We start from the raw sequence: 16,014 nt of genomic DNA on the forward strand, positions 1-16,014 counted from the left end.
AGCAGACGCCGATTGGGCTCCCGTCAGCCTTCCACCGGTTCGGCGACTTGCAAGAGGCAATCTCCCGCCTCGCACATCGTGTGCAGCCGGCGCGAAAGTACGATACCGCTTTCGGCGAAATGCAGGGCTTCCTCGGCAAGATCGAGCCGTTCGAGGTCGTGATACCAGCCGGCCAATTGTCCGGCGCTCACGCCGTCGCCGAGCCTGACGGCGGGTTCGAACCAGCCGCGGCGGGTGGCGTACAGGCCCTGACTGTGCCGGGAAAGCGAGAGCAGTCGCGTCGGCGCCGAAGGCTTTGACTCCGGCGGGAGAACCGGGGCCTCGACCACGCCGACGGCGACCATCAGATTGTCGATCGCGCGAGCAGTAATCGCCATCGTGTCGACTGTGGCGGTGCCGCCGCCGCCGAACTCGCCGCTGACACCAATGGCGCCGGCCCGGCGGGCTGCGCCCATCGAGGTCGGCGAGGCCTGACCATTGTCGGCCACGAACCCATACGGCATGCCAAGCGCCCGCATCAGCTCCACCCCGCGCCCATGCTGGTCGGGATCGGTATTGCGCTCGACAAGCGCCGTGGGAAGATGCTCCATCGAGGTGCCGCCCGAATGAATATCGAAGATGACGTCGTGGCGGGGAAACAGTTCCGTCTCCAGGAAACTGGCAAGCCGGCTTGTCGGCGTGCCCGACGGATCGCCTGGAAAGGCGCGGTTGAGATTGCCGCCATCGAGCGGCGAACAGCGCTTGGCGGCCATGACCGCCGGTGGGTTCGCCATCGGCAGGATGGTGACGCGGCCCTTGATCCGCTTGGAATCCAGCCGGCGGATCAGCTTTGCCAGCGACAGCTCGCCCTCATATTCGTCACCGTGATTGCCGGCCATCAGAAGCAGCGACGGGCCTTCACCGTTGCGTATGTGGCAGATCGGGACCTTGACCTGGAAATAGGGCGAACGGTCTATCGAGAAGGGAATACTGAGATGGCCTGATGTCTTGCCGTTCCGGTCGAAGTCGAGCGTATGGGTGAGGCCGGTGTGCATGGCGGCAACTCAGAGGGCGGCGATCGCTGTGATCTCGATGCGGAGGTCGGGATCGGCGAGACGCGCCTCGACGCAGGCCCGCGCCGGCAGGCGTTGAGGATCCACCCAGGCATCGTAGATGCTGTTCAAGGCGTCGAAGTCGCCGATTTGCGGCAGGAAAATGTTGACCGCCACAAGCCTTGACTTGCTGCTGCCGGCCTCGACCAAAAGCGCCTCGATCTTGGCGAGCACATCGCTGGTCTGGCCTTCGATGCCGGCCTTGCGATTGTCGGCTACCTGGCCTGCGATGTGAACGAGGCCGCCATAGACGACCGCCTGCGACATGCGGGAGCCGGACTGGAAATACTTGATCATATCGGATCCTTTCGAGGTTTCCTTGGGGCCGCCGCAAGATCCGGTCAGCCGAAATAAGTGGGAAAGGCATGGCGGACATGCCCGGCCGCGTCGACGCCGAAGATCACGCGATAGCGATCGAGGCAGGTGCAGGGATGAGAGATGCCGAATTCAACGACGTCGCCAACGGCAATGTCGTCGCCCGGCGCGACTGTCAGGAAGGCGTGCTGGTCGTTGAGCTTGAAGACCTCGGCGCGTGGTATCGGCAGCGACTTGCCGGCCCGGAAGATCGCGAGCACTATCGGAAAGCCCTGATCGAACGACACGTCCCGCATGCCCATACCGCATATCGCGAGGCCGGGCTCCGGCCGCGACAGCACCTCGGCCCACAGGCGCAAAGCCGGACGAAACGAATTTCGTGCGGAAACACCGACGCCGCCGACTGCAAAGCCCTTGCGGGCATCGAGCGCGCCAAGCGAGCGGTCGTAGATGCCATGGTCGTGGAAGAAGATGGCGCCGCTGCGCAACACCAGCGTCGCATTGCCGTCCCTGGAAACGGCGGGCGAAAGTGCTGCGACCACTTTGTCGAAGAACACCGAGCCGCCGGCTGTGACGATCAGCGGCACATCGCCGCCGACGCGGGCGCGCAGCCGCAGGAACATGTCGGCGGTTATCGCCAGCAGAGCCGAGATCGCCTTATCAGTGCGGCCAGGATCGGGTTGCGCCGCGGCACCTTCGTAGGTTGCGATGCCGGCGATCAGCAGCCGTCCGCCGGCTGCGGCAACTGCATCGGCGATCGCCTCGGCTTCGCCAGTGGTCCGGGCGCCTGCCCTCCCCGCACCGAGTTCGACGAGCACGCGTAACGGCGGCAGCATCGCATTGGCCCGCCAGGCTTCGGCGAGCACATTCACGGCGGCGATCGAGTCGGCGAAGACGAAGGGCTCGGCGCCTGGCCCGGCGCCAACCAGCGCCGCGAGCCGGTTCGCACCGCCTGATCCACCAACCTCGTTGGCGATGATCAGCCGAGAGAGCCCAGCCCTGAGCATCACCGCGGCCTGCCTGATATCCGCGACGGTCGTGCCCCATGCTCCGGCTTCTACCAACGATCGGGCAAGGTCGGGCGCCATCGGGGTCTTGGCATGTGGTGCGATCATGGCGCCCTGTTCGCGCGCGTAGCGCAGAAACAGGTCACGATTGGCGATGAAGGCTTCCTCGTCGAGGGTCAACACCGGCAACGACATGCGCCCGTCGGCCGGATGCCAGCGCTCAGATGCGACAAGGCTGCTGTCCAGCCCGAAGGTGCCGGGCGGCACGCCGCGGATGCGATCGTCGAGCAGGAAATTTTCACTGGTCGCGAGCGCCGGCATGGGTGAGTTTTCGGTCATCCGATGCTAGTCCTTTCGCCTTCCCAGGATGAAGTCCGGATCGATCTCCAATGCCGGCCACACCATGAGAGAGATGCGTGCCAAAGCCTTACTCCGGACCGATCATCGATGCCCACCATCATCTTTGGGATCTCGGCCTCGGCCGGCACCCCTGGCTCGCGGCTGGCGAACGCGGCGGCCTGGGCGAGCTTGGCCCCTTGCGGCGAAACTATCTTCCTGAGGATTATTTGCGCGATGCCAGCCGACACAATGTTGTCGCCACCGTCCATGTCGAGGCCGGTTGGGCCGGGGACAACTGCATCGGCGAAACGCGATGGCTTGAGACACTCGACAAGTCGCGGGGCGTGGCTGCCCGCTACGTCGTTCACGTCCCGCTGGCGAACCGCGATGCGCCGGCGCTGGTCGAGGCGCAGGCGGCATTCGACCGTGTCGTCGGCGTGCGCGACATACTGAGCTGGGATCCCGACCCTGCCCGCCGTTTCGCTGCCCGTGACGGCATCATGGACGATCCGGCCTGGCGCGCCGGCCTGTCCCTGCTTGCCGGCCAACGGCTGGTTTTCGATCTGATGGTGTTTCCGCGCCAGCTCGCCGGTGCGGCGCGCCTCGCAGCGGCCTATCCGGACCAGCTCTTTGTCCTCAACCACTGCGGCAGCCCGATCAATCGCGATACGGACGGAATGCGGGCGTGGCGCGAAGGGGTTCGGCGTTTGTCCCAGTGTGACAACGTCGCCATCAAAATATCGGATCTGGTCGCCTACGATCATGACTGGTCGCTCGACAGCCTGAAGCCGGTTGTCATGCATTGCATCGACTGTTTCGGCACGCAGCGCGCGATGTTCGGCAGTGACTTCCCGGTAGCCGGTCTGCACGCGTCGTTCGATGCGGTATATGACAGCTTCAAGGCCATTGCCGGGGAGCTTTCCGCAGACGAGCAGACGGCGCTGTTCTTCGGCAACGCAAGGCGCATCTACCGGCTGGACGATATGTCATCGGCGGGCCTGCTCCCTGCCTGAGAGAAGCAGCAGCCCCAGGATCAGCGAACCGAACAGGATGCTGCGCCAGCCCGGTGATGCGTTGACGACGGTGATCAGAGCCGTGATCGTGACCAGCAGGATGGCGCCGGGGATGGTGCCGGCATAGGTGCCGAGCCCGCCGAGGATCGAGGTGCCGCCGAGCACCACGGCCGCAATCGAGGCGAGCAGATAGGGATCGCCGATCCCGACATAGCCTTGCCCGTTCATGCCGAGCACCAGCACGCCCGCAAGCCCTGAAGTGAAGCCGCTGATGCCGTAGACCGCCAGCGTCGTCGAGGTCACTGGAACCCCTGACAGTGCCGCGGCGAGCGGATTGGCGCCCATGGCGAAGAGCCGTGCTCCAAAGGATGTGGCATGCATTGCGGCCAGAACGATCACGGAGACGGCCACCCACAAGAGCACACCTGCGGGAATACCGGCCGGCCGCGCATTGCCGAGCCATCGAACCAGCGGGTTTTCGGCGGTCACGGCGCTGCCGCCGGCGATGATGATCAGCAGACCCTGCAGGAATGTCGCCATGGCCAGGGTCATGATCATCGGATGAACGCGCAACAGCGCCACGCCCAGCCCGTTCACCAGACCGATTGTCGTCGTCAACGCAAGGACGGCAAGGACGGCGGTGAGCCCGGTCGGATCCCCCTGCCACGACAGCAGCGGCAGGCTGACGGCGCTCACTGTGACGATAGCCGCGACGGAAAGGTCGATGCCGCCGGCAATCACCACGAAGGTCTGGCCCGCCGCAACCAGGCCAATTACCGCGGCCAGTTCGACCAGATAGCGCAAATGGCCATAGGCGCCGAAGCCACGCGAAACGAAGCTCGCGACGATCCACACCGCGGCAACGATGGCAACGGTGAGAAAAGGCCGGCTGCGCAGGATTGTCAGGGCGCGCCTGCCGCCTGCGCTCTCTTTCCATGCTGTCATTGCTGCACCTTGCGGAATTGCGGGATGGCGACCGCCCCGATGATGATGAGGCCTTGTGCGACATACTGAGCGACCGGCGTGAAGCCGAGGAAGAACATCACACTGATCATCAGGCTGAGCAGCAGGCTGCCGGCAAGAGCGCCGCGCATCGTGCCTTGACCGCCGAGGAAGCCGATGCCGCCGAGCACGGCGGCGGCGATGGAATTCAGCGTGAAGGCCGTGCCGATGACCGGATCACCCGAACCCGTTTGCGCGGCAACGAACAGACCGGCGCCTGTGCAAAGCAGGCCACTGATCGCGTAAGCCGCTATCCGTGCGCCATCGACCGGCACGCCGGAGCGATAGGCGCCGACCGGATTCTCGCCGGCAGCATAGAGGCTCAAACCAAGCGGCGTGGCGAGATAGAGCTTCCACAGAAGGACTATGAGCATCAGCAGCACGAAGCCTGCGGGCGTGTTGCCGGCAAGCAGGTCCGACAGCCACTCTGGAATGGCGCCGCCGGGTCTCGGCAGGATGAGCAGCGCAGCACCGCCGATGATGAAGGAGCCGGCGAGCGTCACCACGATCGCCGGCAACCGAAGTTTCACCACGATGAACCCGGTCGCGGCACCGATGCCGACACCGGTCAGCGCCACTGCAGCGGCACCGCCGGCTACGCCCAGCGGCCCGGTCATCGTCGTCGCGGCGATCACCGCGCCCAGGCTGACCATTGCGCCGATCGCCAGGCTGATGCCACCAGTGAGCATGAGGATCGCCTGGGCCATGGCGACCAGCGCCAGCGGAAACCAGCTTTGAGTGAATTTGGCGAAGCCGGAACCGGTCAAGAGGCCGGGAAACAGGACGCCATAGGCGACGAGGAACGCCATGACCACGGCGAACAGGCCGCGCACGCCGACATTGCGGCGCAGTTGAACCGGCCAGTAGAGAGCGCCGGCTTGCCTTGAGGGGGCCACCGTATTCATGCCGCAACCTTTCGCTGTTCGGCGCCCATCGCGGTGGAAACGATCGCTTCCTCGCTCAATGCGCTGCGCTCGAGCATGGCAACGATGTGGCCCTCCCGGACCACCGCAACGCGATCGCAAAGGTGCACCAGTTCGGGTGTGTCGGAACTTAGCAGCACGACCGCCTTGCCGGCGGCGGCGAAGTTGCGAAGCATCATGTAGATTTCGCGCTTGGTCTCGACATCGACGCCACGTGTCGGGTCATTGAGGAGAAGCACAAGCGGGTCGTGCGGCATCCATTTCGCCAGCGCGACCTTCTGCTGGTTGCCGCCCGACAGGGCCTGTGCCGGCCGGCCGAGATCGCCCTTGATGCCAAGCTGGACGGCGAGACCTCTTGCCGTCTCACGCTCGGCACGGCGGCTGCGCAGCTTCAGCGCCGGCAGTCTTGCGAAAGCGGGCAGCATCATGTTGGTGATGATGGAATGGATCAGGTGCAGGCCTTCGCGCTTGCGGTCGGCCGGGACATAGGCGAGGCCAAGCGCGTTGGCTTTCGGCACACCGGCGGGCAGCCCCGAAGCACCGTTGACGGCCGCGGATGCCGTCCTCGCCGGAATGGCACCGTAGAGGCCGAGCAGCAAATCTTCTTGCCCTTGCCCAACCAGGCCTCCGATGCCGAGCACCTCGCCCGTCCTGATGTCGAGATCGACATCGCGCATCAGGCCGGCCGAAAAATTGCGAACCGAGATGGCGCTGGCAGCCGATGCCGAAGGCTGCCAATGCGGAAAGAGGTCGCCGGGGTCGCGGCCGACCATCAGCCGTACCAGCCCGCTGGCGTCGGTTCCTTCCAGGCTGCGGTCCGCCGTGCAGGTGCCGTCCTTCAGCACGGTGACATGCTGGCACAGCGCCATGACTTCGTTCAGCCGATGCGAAATGTAGAGAATTGCGATGCCCTCGCCGCGCAGCCTCTCCAGCAACTCCGTCAGGACTTTCGTTTCGGTTGCCGAAAGCGACGAAGTGGGTTCGTCGAGAATGAGCACGCGCGGCCGGCGGTAAAGCGCCTTGGCTATCTCCACCATCTGCCGGCGGCCAAGCGACAAATGTCCGACCGGCATCGAGAGCGGTTCGTGAAGCCCTACAAGATCGCATGCTGCCCTGGCTCGCACGGCGAGTTCGGGATAGTCGAGCAAACCGAACCGGCGAGGATAGGCGCCAAGGCCGATGTTCTCGGCGATGGAGAAGCTGGCCGTCAGGCTGAGTTCCTGCTGGACAACGGCAATCCCCGCCTGTTGCGCATAGGCAGGGGTCATGCGCGACACCGGGCGCCCATCGACCTCGATCGCCCCGCCGTCCGGGCGCAAGGCACCGGACAAGAGGTTGATCAGCGTCGACTTTCCGGCGCCGTTCTCGCCGAGCAGCGCATGCACGCGGCCCGGCTGGAGAGCGATGGAAACGTCGCGCAGGACGGGATTGCCGAAGAAGGACTTCGACACACCCCGCGCGGCAAGAAGCGTAGCCGTGGCCAGCACTTTCTGCGACCTTTCAGGCTTATTGCTCAGCCAGAAGTTTCTTGAACAGCTCCTCATCGTAGGGCGAATAGATGTAGCCGTCGGCCGGAAAATCGGCCGCCCGCGCGAGGTATTGATCGATGCTGGAGTTGTCGATCACCGGCAGCGGGATCTTGACGAAAGCCGGCAAATCCTTGCCTTCCAGCGCCTGGACGGCGGTGTAGGTGGCGAAAGCGCCGAGCCAGTTCGGCTGCATGGTCGCCCAGCTCTTGAGGTCCTTTTCCTTCCAGAGTTCAAGGAACTGACGGGCATTCTCGCCGGTGATCGGCACTTGTTCGCGGCCCTGCTTGTCGAGGGCGAGTACAGCGCCCGCCGACAAGGCGCCGCCGAGCGACAGTATCCCGTCGATCTCGGGATTGGCGAACAGCAGGCTGGTGACGGCTTCCTGTGCAGGCGCGACATTGTAGGGTGTGTTGGTCTCGGCGAGCACCGTCACGTCAGGATGGGCCTTGAGCGCCGCGTCAGCTCCTTTGCGCCGATCGTCGCTGACCGAAACGCCAGCCGGGCCGTTGAGGATGAGGATCTTGCCCTTGCCGCCGATCGCGTCGATCAGGAACTTGGCCGCCTGATCGCCCCACTGGGCGGAATCGGTGTTGACCTTGGCGGTGACCTGGTCGGTGTCGACGAGGCTGTCGAAGTTGATGATGGCGATGCCCTTGGCGCAAGCGTCCGCCAGCACACGCGCCGGCGCGGTCGACGAGCCGGCAATCAGGATGATGGCGTCGACGTCGGAATCGATCATCGACTGGATCTGCTGGATCTGGACGTTTGCGTCGCCCTGGGCGTCGGTCACGACAAGCTTGTCGACCAGCCCCTGCTTCTTCAGGGTCTCGACTTCGGCTTCGATCGTGCCCTGTGTCTGCTTCATCCAGGTCGGCACGGAATAGATGTTGGCCCAGCCGATCGTGTACGGCGCCTTGCGGTCGCCGTTGATGCATTTGGCGGCCGCGTTGGCCTGCGAACCGGCGCCGAGGCTCAGGAGAAGACCGAGGCAAAGGGCGCTGGCGGATGCGAAAAACGGTGATTTCGTCATGATTGTTCCCTTCTGAGGTTAGGGCTGGACGTGCGGGGTCCGGACGAAAAAGCCCGCCGGTTGCCGCATCCGGAAACCGCCTGTTTTTCTCGTCAGAACGTTCTGCGCCTGGCTCGTTATTGTCTGATATTTCGGACAACATGTCTGTATATCGGACAAATGGGATGCTAGACTGAGCCTTGACATCTTTCAAGCGTCTTGAGACGAGGGCCGAATTGATTTTTACGCGGATGCGGCCGACATGAGCGATGGAGCTACTGGTCTGATCGAAACGGAAGCCGGCGCCGAGCCGCGCAATGGCGAACGCCGCCGCGGCATCGACCGCGTCATCATGCTGCTGGAAGCGCTTTTGCGGCACCGAGCGCCGATGCGCGTCGGCGACATCGCCAAGATGATCGGCGCCCCGCGTTCGACCACTTACGAAATCGTCAACAGCCTGCTCGAAGCCGAAATGCTCGAAAACGTCGGGACGGAGGGCTACGTCTATTTCGGGCGGGCTATGCATCTGTTCGGCTGGGCCTACTCGCATCACAACGCCCACTACCGGCGCATTATCGAGACGCTGGACAAGATGGCAGCGGAGACGGGCGAGACCGTGCAACTGTGCGGCCTGCGCGGAAACAAATATATCGTTCTCGATTGCCGGGACTCATCCGGCCCGTTCCGGATTTCAAGCGATGTCGGGGTCGAGGTGCCGATCCCGTGGACGGCGTCCGGGCGGCTCCTGCTCGGCCATATGAGCGAGGAAGAGATAAAGGACTTCATCCCGCCTGGCGACTACAAGCTGCCCGACGGCCGCGTCATTCCTCCAGCCGAATTCTTCAGCGATGTCGCCCTGGCCCGCCAGCAAGGTTTCAGCGAGACCGCCGCCCTCGCCGACCGCTTCACGTGGTGCATGGCCGCGCCCATCCGCGATAGCTACGGCGCCATCAACAAGACCCTTTGCTTCGTGTTGCCAGTCGACACGCCGGAAGCGCGGCGCAGCGAATTGCTTGCCCTGCTGTGCGAACGCGCCCGTGGATTGTCGTTGGCGGGAAGCTAATGCATGTCGCCCAAAAGAGCGCAGCGGTTTTGGGATGACGACATGCATAAAAACAACCAACTTAAAGCGCGTCGCGTGAATTCCTTTTGACGCGACGCGCTTTTTGAAGAATCGGCTCTGACGCCTTCGCCAAAGGGAGCGCGAAAAAATGGCCGGGCTCGAATACGGCCCGGCCAAAAGAAGGTTACAACCTTCAGAGGGGAACGCCGTTCAGGGGAATGGGAGGAAACCGCCGAACGGTGTTACCTGTTTGAGCTTGTTTGAGCGGGTTGGCGACGAACAAAATTCCAAAAGCCGGCGGGATAACGAAATTCCTGTTCTTTTTGCTCTGACCTCATCAGACGGGTGATACCCTTGTCTCAAGAAGATCGGCATAGTGCCGGCGCGCCACGTCAGGATGCGAGCGCAGGCGACTCTTCAGCACATTGGTTCCGACGTCGCGAAACAGCGTGTTGTCCGGATCGCTCGCCGGTCCGCGCGCCTCGGCAGCCAGTTCTTCAGGCAAGGTGAGCAACGGGATCGTCGCATCGAGCCGGGCGCTGAAGAAGAAAGGAACGGAAATTCGCTCGATACCAGCCGGCGGCGTGACGACACGGTGCACCGTTGCCCTGAGATAACCGTTCGATGCCAGTTCGAGGAGCTCGCCGATGTTGACCACCAGCGTTCCGGGGATGGGATCCACATTCACCCAGCTTCCGTCATATTCGACCTGCAGTCCCTTATTCTCGTCCTGAAGCAGGAGCGTCAGGAACCCGCCGTCCTTGTGTGCGCCGACACCCTGGTCGTCGCCGGTTGCGTCGCGTCCGGGACAGCGCACGATCTTCATGCGATGGTTGGGCTCACCGCTATAGATCGGATCGAAAGCGTCCTCGGCCTGGTCGAGCGACAGCGCGAACGCCTTCAGCAGGCGGACGGCCACCGCCGTCGCTCTGGTCTGCCATGCCAGCAACGCCGGCTTGAGTTGCGGCAGGGCCGAAGGCCACTGGTTCGGCCCTTGCAGCCGCGTCCAGGCAGGAATGCCCGGCCCCTGTGATATGGGTCGAGCCAATCGGCCTTGCCCTTGGTCAGTTCGCCACCGGTGCGCGTGTAGCCGCGGAATTGCGGGGACTTGACCATTTCGATGGCCAGCTTGTCGGCTTCCGGCAAGGCAAAGAACCGGCGCGAGGCGTCGAGCACCTCGTCGATCTCCACAGCCGAAATTCCGTGACCGCTGAGATAGAAGAAGCCGACATCGCGGGCCGCCTTGCGCAGATCGAACAGAAAGGTCCGACGCTCCGATGCGCCCTGTTCGAGACGGCTAAGATCGAGCACGGGTACAATCCTGGCCATGGTCAACCTTCCTTCTGCCTCAGGCTTGGATCAGGCCTCGACGGTGACACGCAAGTCGTTGCGATCAAAGCAACGCTCGATCCAATCTCGATGCCAATGGAAGAAAGTCAGCGCTGCGTTTGGGGGCCGCCAGGCAAATAACGTCCGAATGGTGTTCCATGGCACGATGGCACCATGGCAACCATATGCACGAATTGCAGTCCGGCCGAGACTCAGAAATTTTCGACCCACGGCCTGAGTTCGAGCTCCCAAGTCCAGGCGCTGCGATGCTGGCGGTGGATTGCGAGATAGGTTTCGGCGATCGCCTCCGGAGATAGCCGGCGATCCTGCCGGTCGGGTTCGCTGGCCTGTCCGGGCCTATTCTGTCCGGGCTCGTTCGGCGCGATCACACCGTCGATGATGAAATGCGCGACATGGATGTTTTTCGGCGCAAGTTCGCGGGCCATGGATTGCGCCAGTCCGCGCAGGCCGAACTTTGGCATGGCAAAGCCGGCCGAACCCGGAAACCCCTTGACGCTCGCGGTGGCGCCGGTGAACAGGATCGAGCCGGAGCCGCGGGAAAGCAACCGGCGCGCGGCCTGCTGGCCGACCAGGAACCCGCCATAGGCGCCGACCAGCAATGCCTGCCTGACCGCTTCGGGTTCGAGGTCGGCGATCGGTCCACGGGCGCGGCCGCTGGCGTTGAAAACCACAAGCGACAGAGGACCGGCCTTGTCGGCGACGTCGAACAGGTTTTCCACCGACGCGACATCGGCAACGTCCGTTTCGACCGCCAGCGCGCCGGTCTCGTCGACCAGCGTGCTCAGCTTGCCGACGTTGCGGGCAGCCAGGACCACGCGAAAGCCCTCCTTGGCGAGAAGACGTGCAAGCGAGGCGCTCAGCCCCGGTCCTGCTCCAGCGATAATTGCCACATCTGATGTCATGGAGCTTCTCCCTTATGGATTCTGGTGTGGTACGGATTCTAGTGCGGCGGATTGGCGATTCAGGTCCTGCCACTCGTATTTCTGAGGCAGACCGTCCGGCAGACCGAAGTCGGATTTCGGGCCGACATAGAGACGATTGTCATGGCATTCGAAGGTTCCGCGACCCCAGGTCGCTCTCCATCTACCCTACTCTTCAAGAAGGCGACTTGATTGCGGGCGTGCAGATTGCTCGATAAGGCAACGAGGCGCCATAGCCGATTTCCAGCCATCAATCGCCCCGTATTGACAAAATATTTTGTCAATACGAAAAAGAGAATGCTTGAGCTTGGGCGGGCGGTCGCATCGGCCAGTAGTGGCGTCGTGCCCTGGCGACGCCAACCCTGAAAGGAGTTCCCATGCCAATCAAGAAAGACGAATCCGGAAAGCGCTGGGTCGAGATGGAGTTCATCACGCCCGGGACACCCGAGCGGGTGTGGCGGGCAATGGCGACGGGCCCCGGCAACACTGCCTGGTTCACAAAAACGACGATCGACGAGCATGTCGGCGGCAGGCTTCATTTCGACTTCGGTCCCAATGGAGCCTCCACCGGCGAAGTGACGACCTGGGAGCCTCCCTTCCGTTTCGGCTATGTCGAACGCGAGTGGAGCGAAGGGGCACCGCCAGTCGCAACGGAGATCACCGTGACCAGCCGGTCGGGTGATCGGTGCGTTGTTCGCATGGTCCATTCGCTGTTTGCCTCGACCGACGATTGGGACGATCAGTTGGAAGGGTTCGAGAGCGGCTGGCCCGGCTTTTTCGAGGTGCTGCGCGTTTACCTTTCGCACTTCGCCGGCGAAAAGGCCGCCAGCTTTATCGTCATGGCCAGCACGGAGGCCGACCAGCTCGCGACTTGGAGGCGGCTTACCGAGACGCTCGGTCTCGCCGGCGCAAACGTCGGTGAGGAGCGGAATGGCCCGCAGCGGCCGGAGAGATTATCCGGCATAGTCGAACGCGTGCGGCAGGACGACAAGCAGCGCTTCATCGTGCTGCGCCTGAATGGGCCTGCTCCCGGCATCGCCCTGATGGGGACCTATGGTGCCGACGGCAGCGCAAATGCCAGCATGGCCCTGTATCTTTATGGCGACGACGCCGAGCAGCGCGCCGAGGAGGGCGAGCCTCGGTGGCGGAACTGGTTTGTCGAAACTTTCAAACACCCGGGCTGACGGAGCGCCTGGATCTGGACTTTCTGACGAACTCTGCCACGAATGAAACGGTCTTTGCATCCAGCAGCAATATCTTCGGCATCGAGCGGTCTCTTGATGTTGTTTGCCTGCGGATATACATATCGCTTAACGTATATCCATAGGAGAGTGTGATGCAGGTCGCCAAATGGGGCAACAGCCTCGCCATCCGTCTTCCTGCCGTTGTGGTCGAGGCCCTCGAACTTAGAGAAGGCGATGAGATTGAAATCCATGTCGCCGATGCCCGACGACTCGGCGTCGCGCGCAAACCCGCGCGCGACGAATTGCTGAAGCGGCTTCGCGCCTTCCGGGGTCGCCTTCCCGCCGATTTCAAGTTCGACCGGGATGAGGCGAATGCCCGGTAGCTTCTTCGACACCAATGTCCTTGTCTATATCGCGTCGGGCGATCCCATAAAAGCCGATCAGGCGGAGATGGCCATCGCCGCCGGCGGCGCGATCAGCGTGCAGGTTCTCAACGAACTCTCCAATGTCGCCCGCCGCAAGATGCGGCTGTCGTGGATGGAGACACACATGTTTCTGTCTACGCTACGCGGCCTGCTGACCGTCCATCCCGTCACCATCGAAACGCACCAGACCGGGCTGGCGCTGGCCGAGCGTTACAGTTTTTCCATCTACGATGCCATGATCGCCGCAGCAGCGCTTCACGCTGGCTGCGACACACTGTGGTCAGAGGATATGCAGCGTGGGATGACGCTCGACGAAGGGCTGCGTATCGCCAATCCGTTTCGGCCAAGTGCTTGATCCTTCGCGGATTTCCTCCCTGACATCTCAACGGGGCAACGCCTCGCCCTGCACGGGCGTCGGGCAATTCGAGCGAAAAACACAACCGTCCGACGCCGCGCCTATACAGCCTCGGCGCCCTGCAACGGGGTCGGCGCTCGGCGTGAACTCCACGATGTGCCGCGGTCATCGTTGTCCCAGTTGAAGCGGAAGGATTCCGGTCGGATTGAGACGATCACCTTGCCTCGCAATTCGCCTGTCGGAACGATCCCACTGTGAAAGCGGAGCCCCAATCCGGTGACAGGACGCATCAGTCATGGAGTTCCCTCGAGATCGGCGGGCCGACCGAAAAATCACTGAATGTGACTTCGAAACCTTCACGTTGCGGCGAACAGCACATCACGCCGATATCGACTGTTTTCGAGGGCGGGAAATAGGCGAGCCGCACCGGCTTCCAGTGATGGTCGGAGGCGTCAAGATACTGAACACGGATTGTCTCGGCATGGCGGGTCAGCCGGATCCTGACGCCGTCCGGACCGGCCGGGATGCTGACCAGCGACCAGTCGGAAGCGTCGTTGGTGACGACGACGGAAAAATATGCCAGCCCGTCGGTGAACTCGATGCCGGCCTTGACCCAGTGCGTCTCGCTCAGCCGGACCATCAAACCGGCCTGATCGTAGAGCACCTTGTAGTCCCCCTTGACGGTGACCTCGGCGCTGAAATCGCCCTCGGCCTGCCGGTAGAGGAAATGGCCATTGTCGCGCCAGAAGCCATAAAACGTCTCGCGCCAGAAATCGGTTTCCTTGCCGGTCCGCACATGCACGGAGCTGTCGCGGAAGGCATGATGCGGTGGCGGGTTGAGCCAGGTCAGTTCTGCGTGCTGAGATGTCATCGGACTTGTTCGCCTCTCCACTTCGTGTTGCGTCATCCGCCGCTCATGCGAAGAGGCGGATTTGTCTCTTGTACGCGGCTTCAACCGTTCATTTCGGCGTTTGGTAAAGTTCCGTCGCGGCCTCTCTCAGCGCGCGCCGGCTATCTGGCCTGAAATACATCATGTGGCCGCCTTCCAGCAGGTCGACGCGGATAGGCTTTGCGCCAGGAAGCGAAGGAATCTGGCCGACGAGGTAGCGTGAGACCAAATAGGGTGTCACCAGGTCGGTGTAGCCGTTGACGATCAAAACGCCGAGGCCAGGGTTCAACGCGCGCGCCTGCTGAAGGTCATCCATCACGCCGACATAGCCCTGACGCGTCGGGCTCGTCCCGTAATCCCAATTGCCGCTGACTTCACGGTTGAGGAGCCGGTAGCTGAGATCGGTGCGGAATTTCAATTCGTCACGCAGATAGCTGACAAAGGCGGAAGTGAGCACCGGCACGCTTCGGTCGAGGACCGGATCAGGACCGCTATATCTCAGGCTTTCCGGCGCGATGTCCGCCGTTTCGATCGTGCCGTCATAGGCGCTGAGAACATTGCCCCTTGCCCGTGCAAACTCTCTGGCGAAGAGTGCTGTGGGAATGCGTGCAAAGTTTCGTTTGACGAGTTCAAGCGGCAGGCCGGTGATTTCGGCCACGCGCGGGCTCGCCAGGCGCCCACCCTCTTCGAGCCCGCTGGCAAGCGCGACGAGATAGTCGCCAAGCGCATAGCGTTCGACATCGGCCAACCGCTCCTGCAACTCGGAACCGGTGACGCCTTCGCTGCGCAGGCGCACCGCCGCCAGCGACGGGAGCTCAAGCGCCCAGTGAAGCGGCTGGAACTCGTCGGGCCGCACGAGTGTGAACTCGAGCGCCGGCGAGATGAGCACGATGCCGCGAGGACTGATGCCGATATCATCCTGAAGCGTCTTGGCAAGCAGTGCCGCCCGAAACCCGCCATAGCTTTCGCCGGCAAGAAACACCGGCGACGCAGTGCGGCCCGCCTGTGCCAGATATAGCCGGATGAAGGCGCCCATCGCGGCGGCGTCCTGGTTGACGCCCCAGAAGCTGCGTGCCTCGGTACCGGGTGCTTCGCGGCTGTAACCCGTTCCGACCGGGTCAACGAAGACCAGGTCGGTCATGTCGAGCCATGTGTTCGGGTTGTCCAAAAGCCTCTGCGGCGATGGAAGAAAACTTCCATTGGCCGCCGTCGCCATCACGCGCGGACCGAGCGCGCCGAGATGCAGATAGGCGGAAGCCGCGCCCGGACCACCGTTGAATACGAAGGTGATCGGGCGCTGGGGATCAGGTTCCCGGCTTGGCTCGGGCCGTAGCGTGTAGGCGACATGAAAAATTTCCGCAGTGACGTCGCCCTTGCCGGACAGCAACGACTGCGTGCCTGCCTTCGCCTGATAGTTGAGCGTACGTCCCGCGATCACGATCGAATGATCGGAGACCTGGGGCGGCGGAAGCAGCGACAGAACTCCACCCGAAGGCGACGGCCGCTCGGCCACTTGCGCATGGCCGGCTGGAAGGCCGCCAACCAGCAGCAGCATAGCAAGGGTGATTTCTAGCAGCTTGGTACGCATGACGACTCCGGA

The 16,014-nt window shown here is 63.1% G+C and carries 15 protein-coding genes and 1 pseudogene; 5 read left to right on the top strand and 11 right to left on the bottom strand.

The annotated features are described in order from the left end of the window. Nucleotides 1-23 precede the first annotated feature (23 nt). The 3 genes from NKH36_RS22950 to NKH36_RS22960 are packed head-to-tail and all read right to left on the bottom strand — an operon-like array spanning nt 24 to nt 2,752. On the bottom strand, nt 24-1,034 hold the full coding sequence (locus tag NKH36_RS22950; protein ID WP_352961822.1) for a succinylglutamate desuccinylase/aspartoacylase family protein: 1,011 nt from the start codon (nt 1,032-1,034) through the stop codon (nt 24-26). A 9-nt stretch (nt 1,035-1,043) separates the two neighbouring features. Next, nucleotides 1,044-1,388 carry a RidA family protein gene (locus NKH36_RS22955; RefSeq protein WP_352961820.1) on the bottom strand — a complete coding sequence of 115 codons (345 nt, stop codon included), beginning with the start codon at nt 1,386-1,388 and terminating at the stop codon, nt 1,044-1,046. Between the two features lie 44 nt (nt 1,389-1,432). Further along, nucleotides 1,433-2,752 (bottom strand): alanine racemase, encoded by a 1,320-nt coding sequence (locus tag NKH36_RS22960; RefSeq protein WP_352964622.1) that lies wholly within the window; start codon nt 2,750-2,752, stop codon nt 1,433-1,435. 77 nt (nt 2,753-2,829) lie between these two features. Here NKH36_RS22960 and NKH36_RS22965 point away from each other — a divergent pair, with 77 nt between their 5' ends. Next, the gene (locus NKH36_RS22965) at nt 2,830-3,765 is read left to right on the top strand and encodes an amidohydrolase family protein (RefSeq protein ID WP_352961816.1); all 936 of its coding nucleotides are present in this window, start codon (nt 2,830-2,832) and stop codon (nt 3,763-3,765) included. Here the strand turns inward: NKH36_RS22965 and NKH36_RS22970 are convergent. Genes NKH36_RS22970 through NKH36_RS22985 form a run of 4 tightly spaced genes read right to left on the bottom strand, consistent with a single transcriptional unit; the run spans nt 3,739 to nt 8,249 of the window. After that, entirely contained in the window at nt 3,739-4,710 is a 972-nt protein-coding gene (locus NKH36_RS22970; protein ID WP_192358209.1) for an ABC transporter permease, read from the bottom strand. The genes NKH36_RS22965 and NKH36_RS22970 overlap by 27 nt on opposite strands. Next, entirely contained in the window at nt 4,707-5,672 is a 966-nt protein-coding gene (locus tag NKH36_RS22975) for an ABC transporter permease (protein WP_352961814.1), read from the bottom strand. The genes NKH36_RS22970 and NKH36_RS22975 overlap by 4 nt, the downstream gene beginning before the upstream one ends. After that, nucleotides 5,669-7,177, bottom strand: coding sequence for a sugar ABC transporter ATP-binding protein (locus NKH36_RS22980; RefSeq protein ID WP_502912093.1), 1,509 nt, complete (start codon nt 7,175-7,177; stop codon nt 5,669-5,671). The genes NKH36_RS22975 and NKH36_RS22980 overlap by 4 nt, the downstream gene beginning before the upstream one ends. A 19-nt stretch (nt 7,178-7,196) precedes the next feature. Then, nucleotides 7,197-8,249, bottom strand: a complete 1,053-nt coding sequence (locus tag NKH36_RS22985; RefSeq protein WP_352961811.1) for a substrate-binding domain-containing protein — start codon at nt 8,247-8,249, stop codon at nt 7,197-7,199. 241 nt (nt 8,250-8,490) lie between these two features. Between NKH36_RS22985 and NKH36_RS22990 the strand changes: the two genes are divergently transcribed. Next, nucleotides 8,491-9,291 (top strand): IclR family transcriptional regulator, encoded by an 801-nt coding sequence (locus NKH36_RS22990; RefSeq protein ID WP_352961809.1) that lies wholly within the window; start codon nt 8,491-8,493, stop codon nt 9,289-9,291. Nucleotides 9,292-9,628: 337 nt separating this feature from the next. Here NKH36_RS22990 and NKH36_RS22995 read toward each other — a convergent pair. Then, a pseudogene (locus NKH36_RS22995) lies at nt 9,629-10,620 on the bottom strand (isopenicillin N synthase family dioxygenase). A 212-nt stretch (nt 10,621-10,832) separates the two neighbouring features. Beyond that, nucleotides 10,833-11,543 carry an SDR family NAD(P)-dependent oxidoreductase gene (locus tag NKH36_RS23000; protein WP_352961807.1) on the bottom strand — a complete coding sequence of 237 codons (711 nt, stop codon included), beginning with the start codon at nt 11,541-11,543 and terminating at the stop codon, nt 10,833-10,835. Nucleotides 11,544-11,938: 395 nt separating this feature from the next. Between NKH36_RS23000 and NKH36_RS23005 the strand changes: the two genes are divergently transcribed. From NKH36_RS23005 to NKH36_RS23015, 3 genes are all read left to right on the top strand, one after another. After that, nucleotides 11,939-12,745 carry an SRPBCC family protein gene (locus NKH36_RS23005; RefSeq protein WP_352961805.1) on the top strand — a complete coding sequence of 269 codons (807 nt, stop codon included), beginning with the start codon at nt 11,939-11,941 and terminating at the stop codon, nt 12,743-12,745. A 152-nt stretch (nt 12,746-12,897) separates the two neighbouring features. Then, nucleotides 12,898-13,128, top strand: coding sequence for an AbrB/MazE/SpoVT family DNA-binding domain-containing protein (locus NKH36_RS23010; RefSeq protein WP_352961804.1), 231 nt, complete (start codon nt 12,898-12,900; stop codon nt 13,126-13,128). Continuing rightward, nucleotides 13,118-13,525: a PIN domain-containing protein gene (locus NKH36_RS23015; protein WP_352961803.1), complete on the top strand. Its 408-nt coding sequence runs from the start codon at nt 13,118-13,120 to the stop codon at nt 13,523-13,525. Before NKH36_RS23010 ends, NKH36_RS23015 begins: the two co-directional genes overlap by 11 nt. Before the next feature lie 289 nt (nt 13,526-13,814). Here NKH36_RS23015 and NKH36_RS23020 read toward each other — a convergent pair whose 3' ends face one another. Both NKH36_RS23020 and NKH36_RS23025 read right to left on the bottom strand, forming a co-directional pair. After that, on the bottom strand, nt 13,815-14,396 hold the full coding sequence (locus NKH36_RS23020; protein ID WP_352961801.1) for a DUF1349 domain-containing protein: 582 nt from the start codon (nt 14,394-14,396) through the stop codon (nt 13,815-13,817). 88 nt (nt 14,397-14,484) lie between these two features. Then, entirely contained in the window at nt 14,485-16,002 is a 1,518-nt protein-coding gene (locus NKH36_RS23025) for a S10 family peptidase (protein WP_352961800.1), read from the bottom strand. Nucleotides 16,003-16,014: the final 12 nt, after the last annotated feature.

This window comes from Mesorhizobium sp. M1312 (genome assembly GCF_040318115.1).
GTDB lineage: Bacteria > Pseudomonadota > Alphaproteobacteria > Rhizobiales > Rhizobiaceae > Mesorhizobium.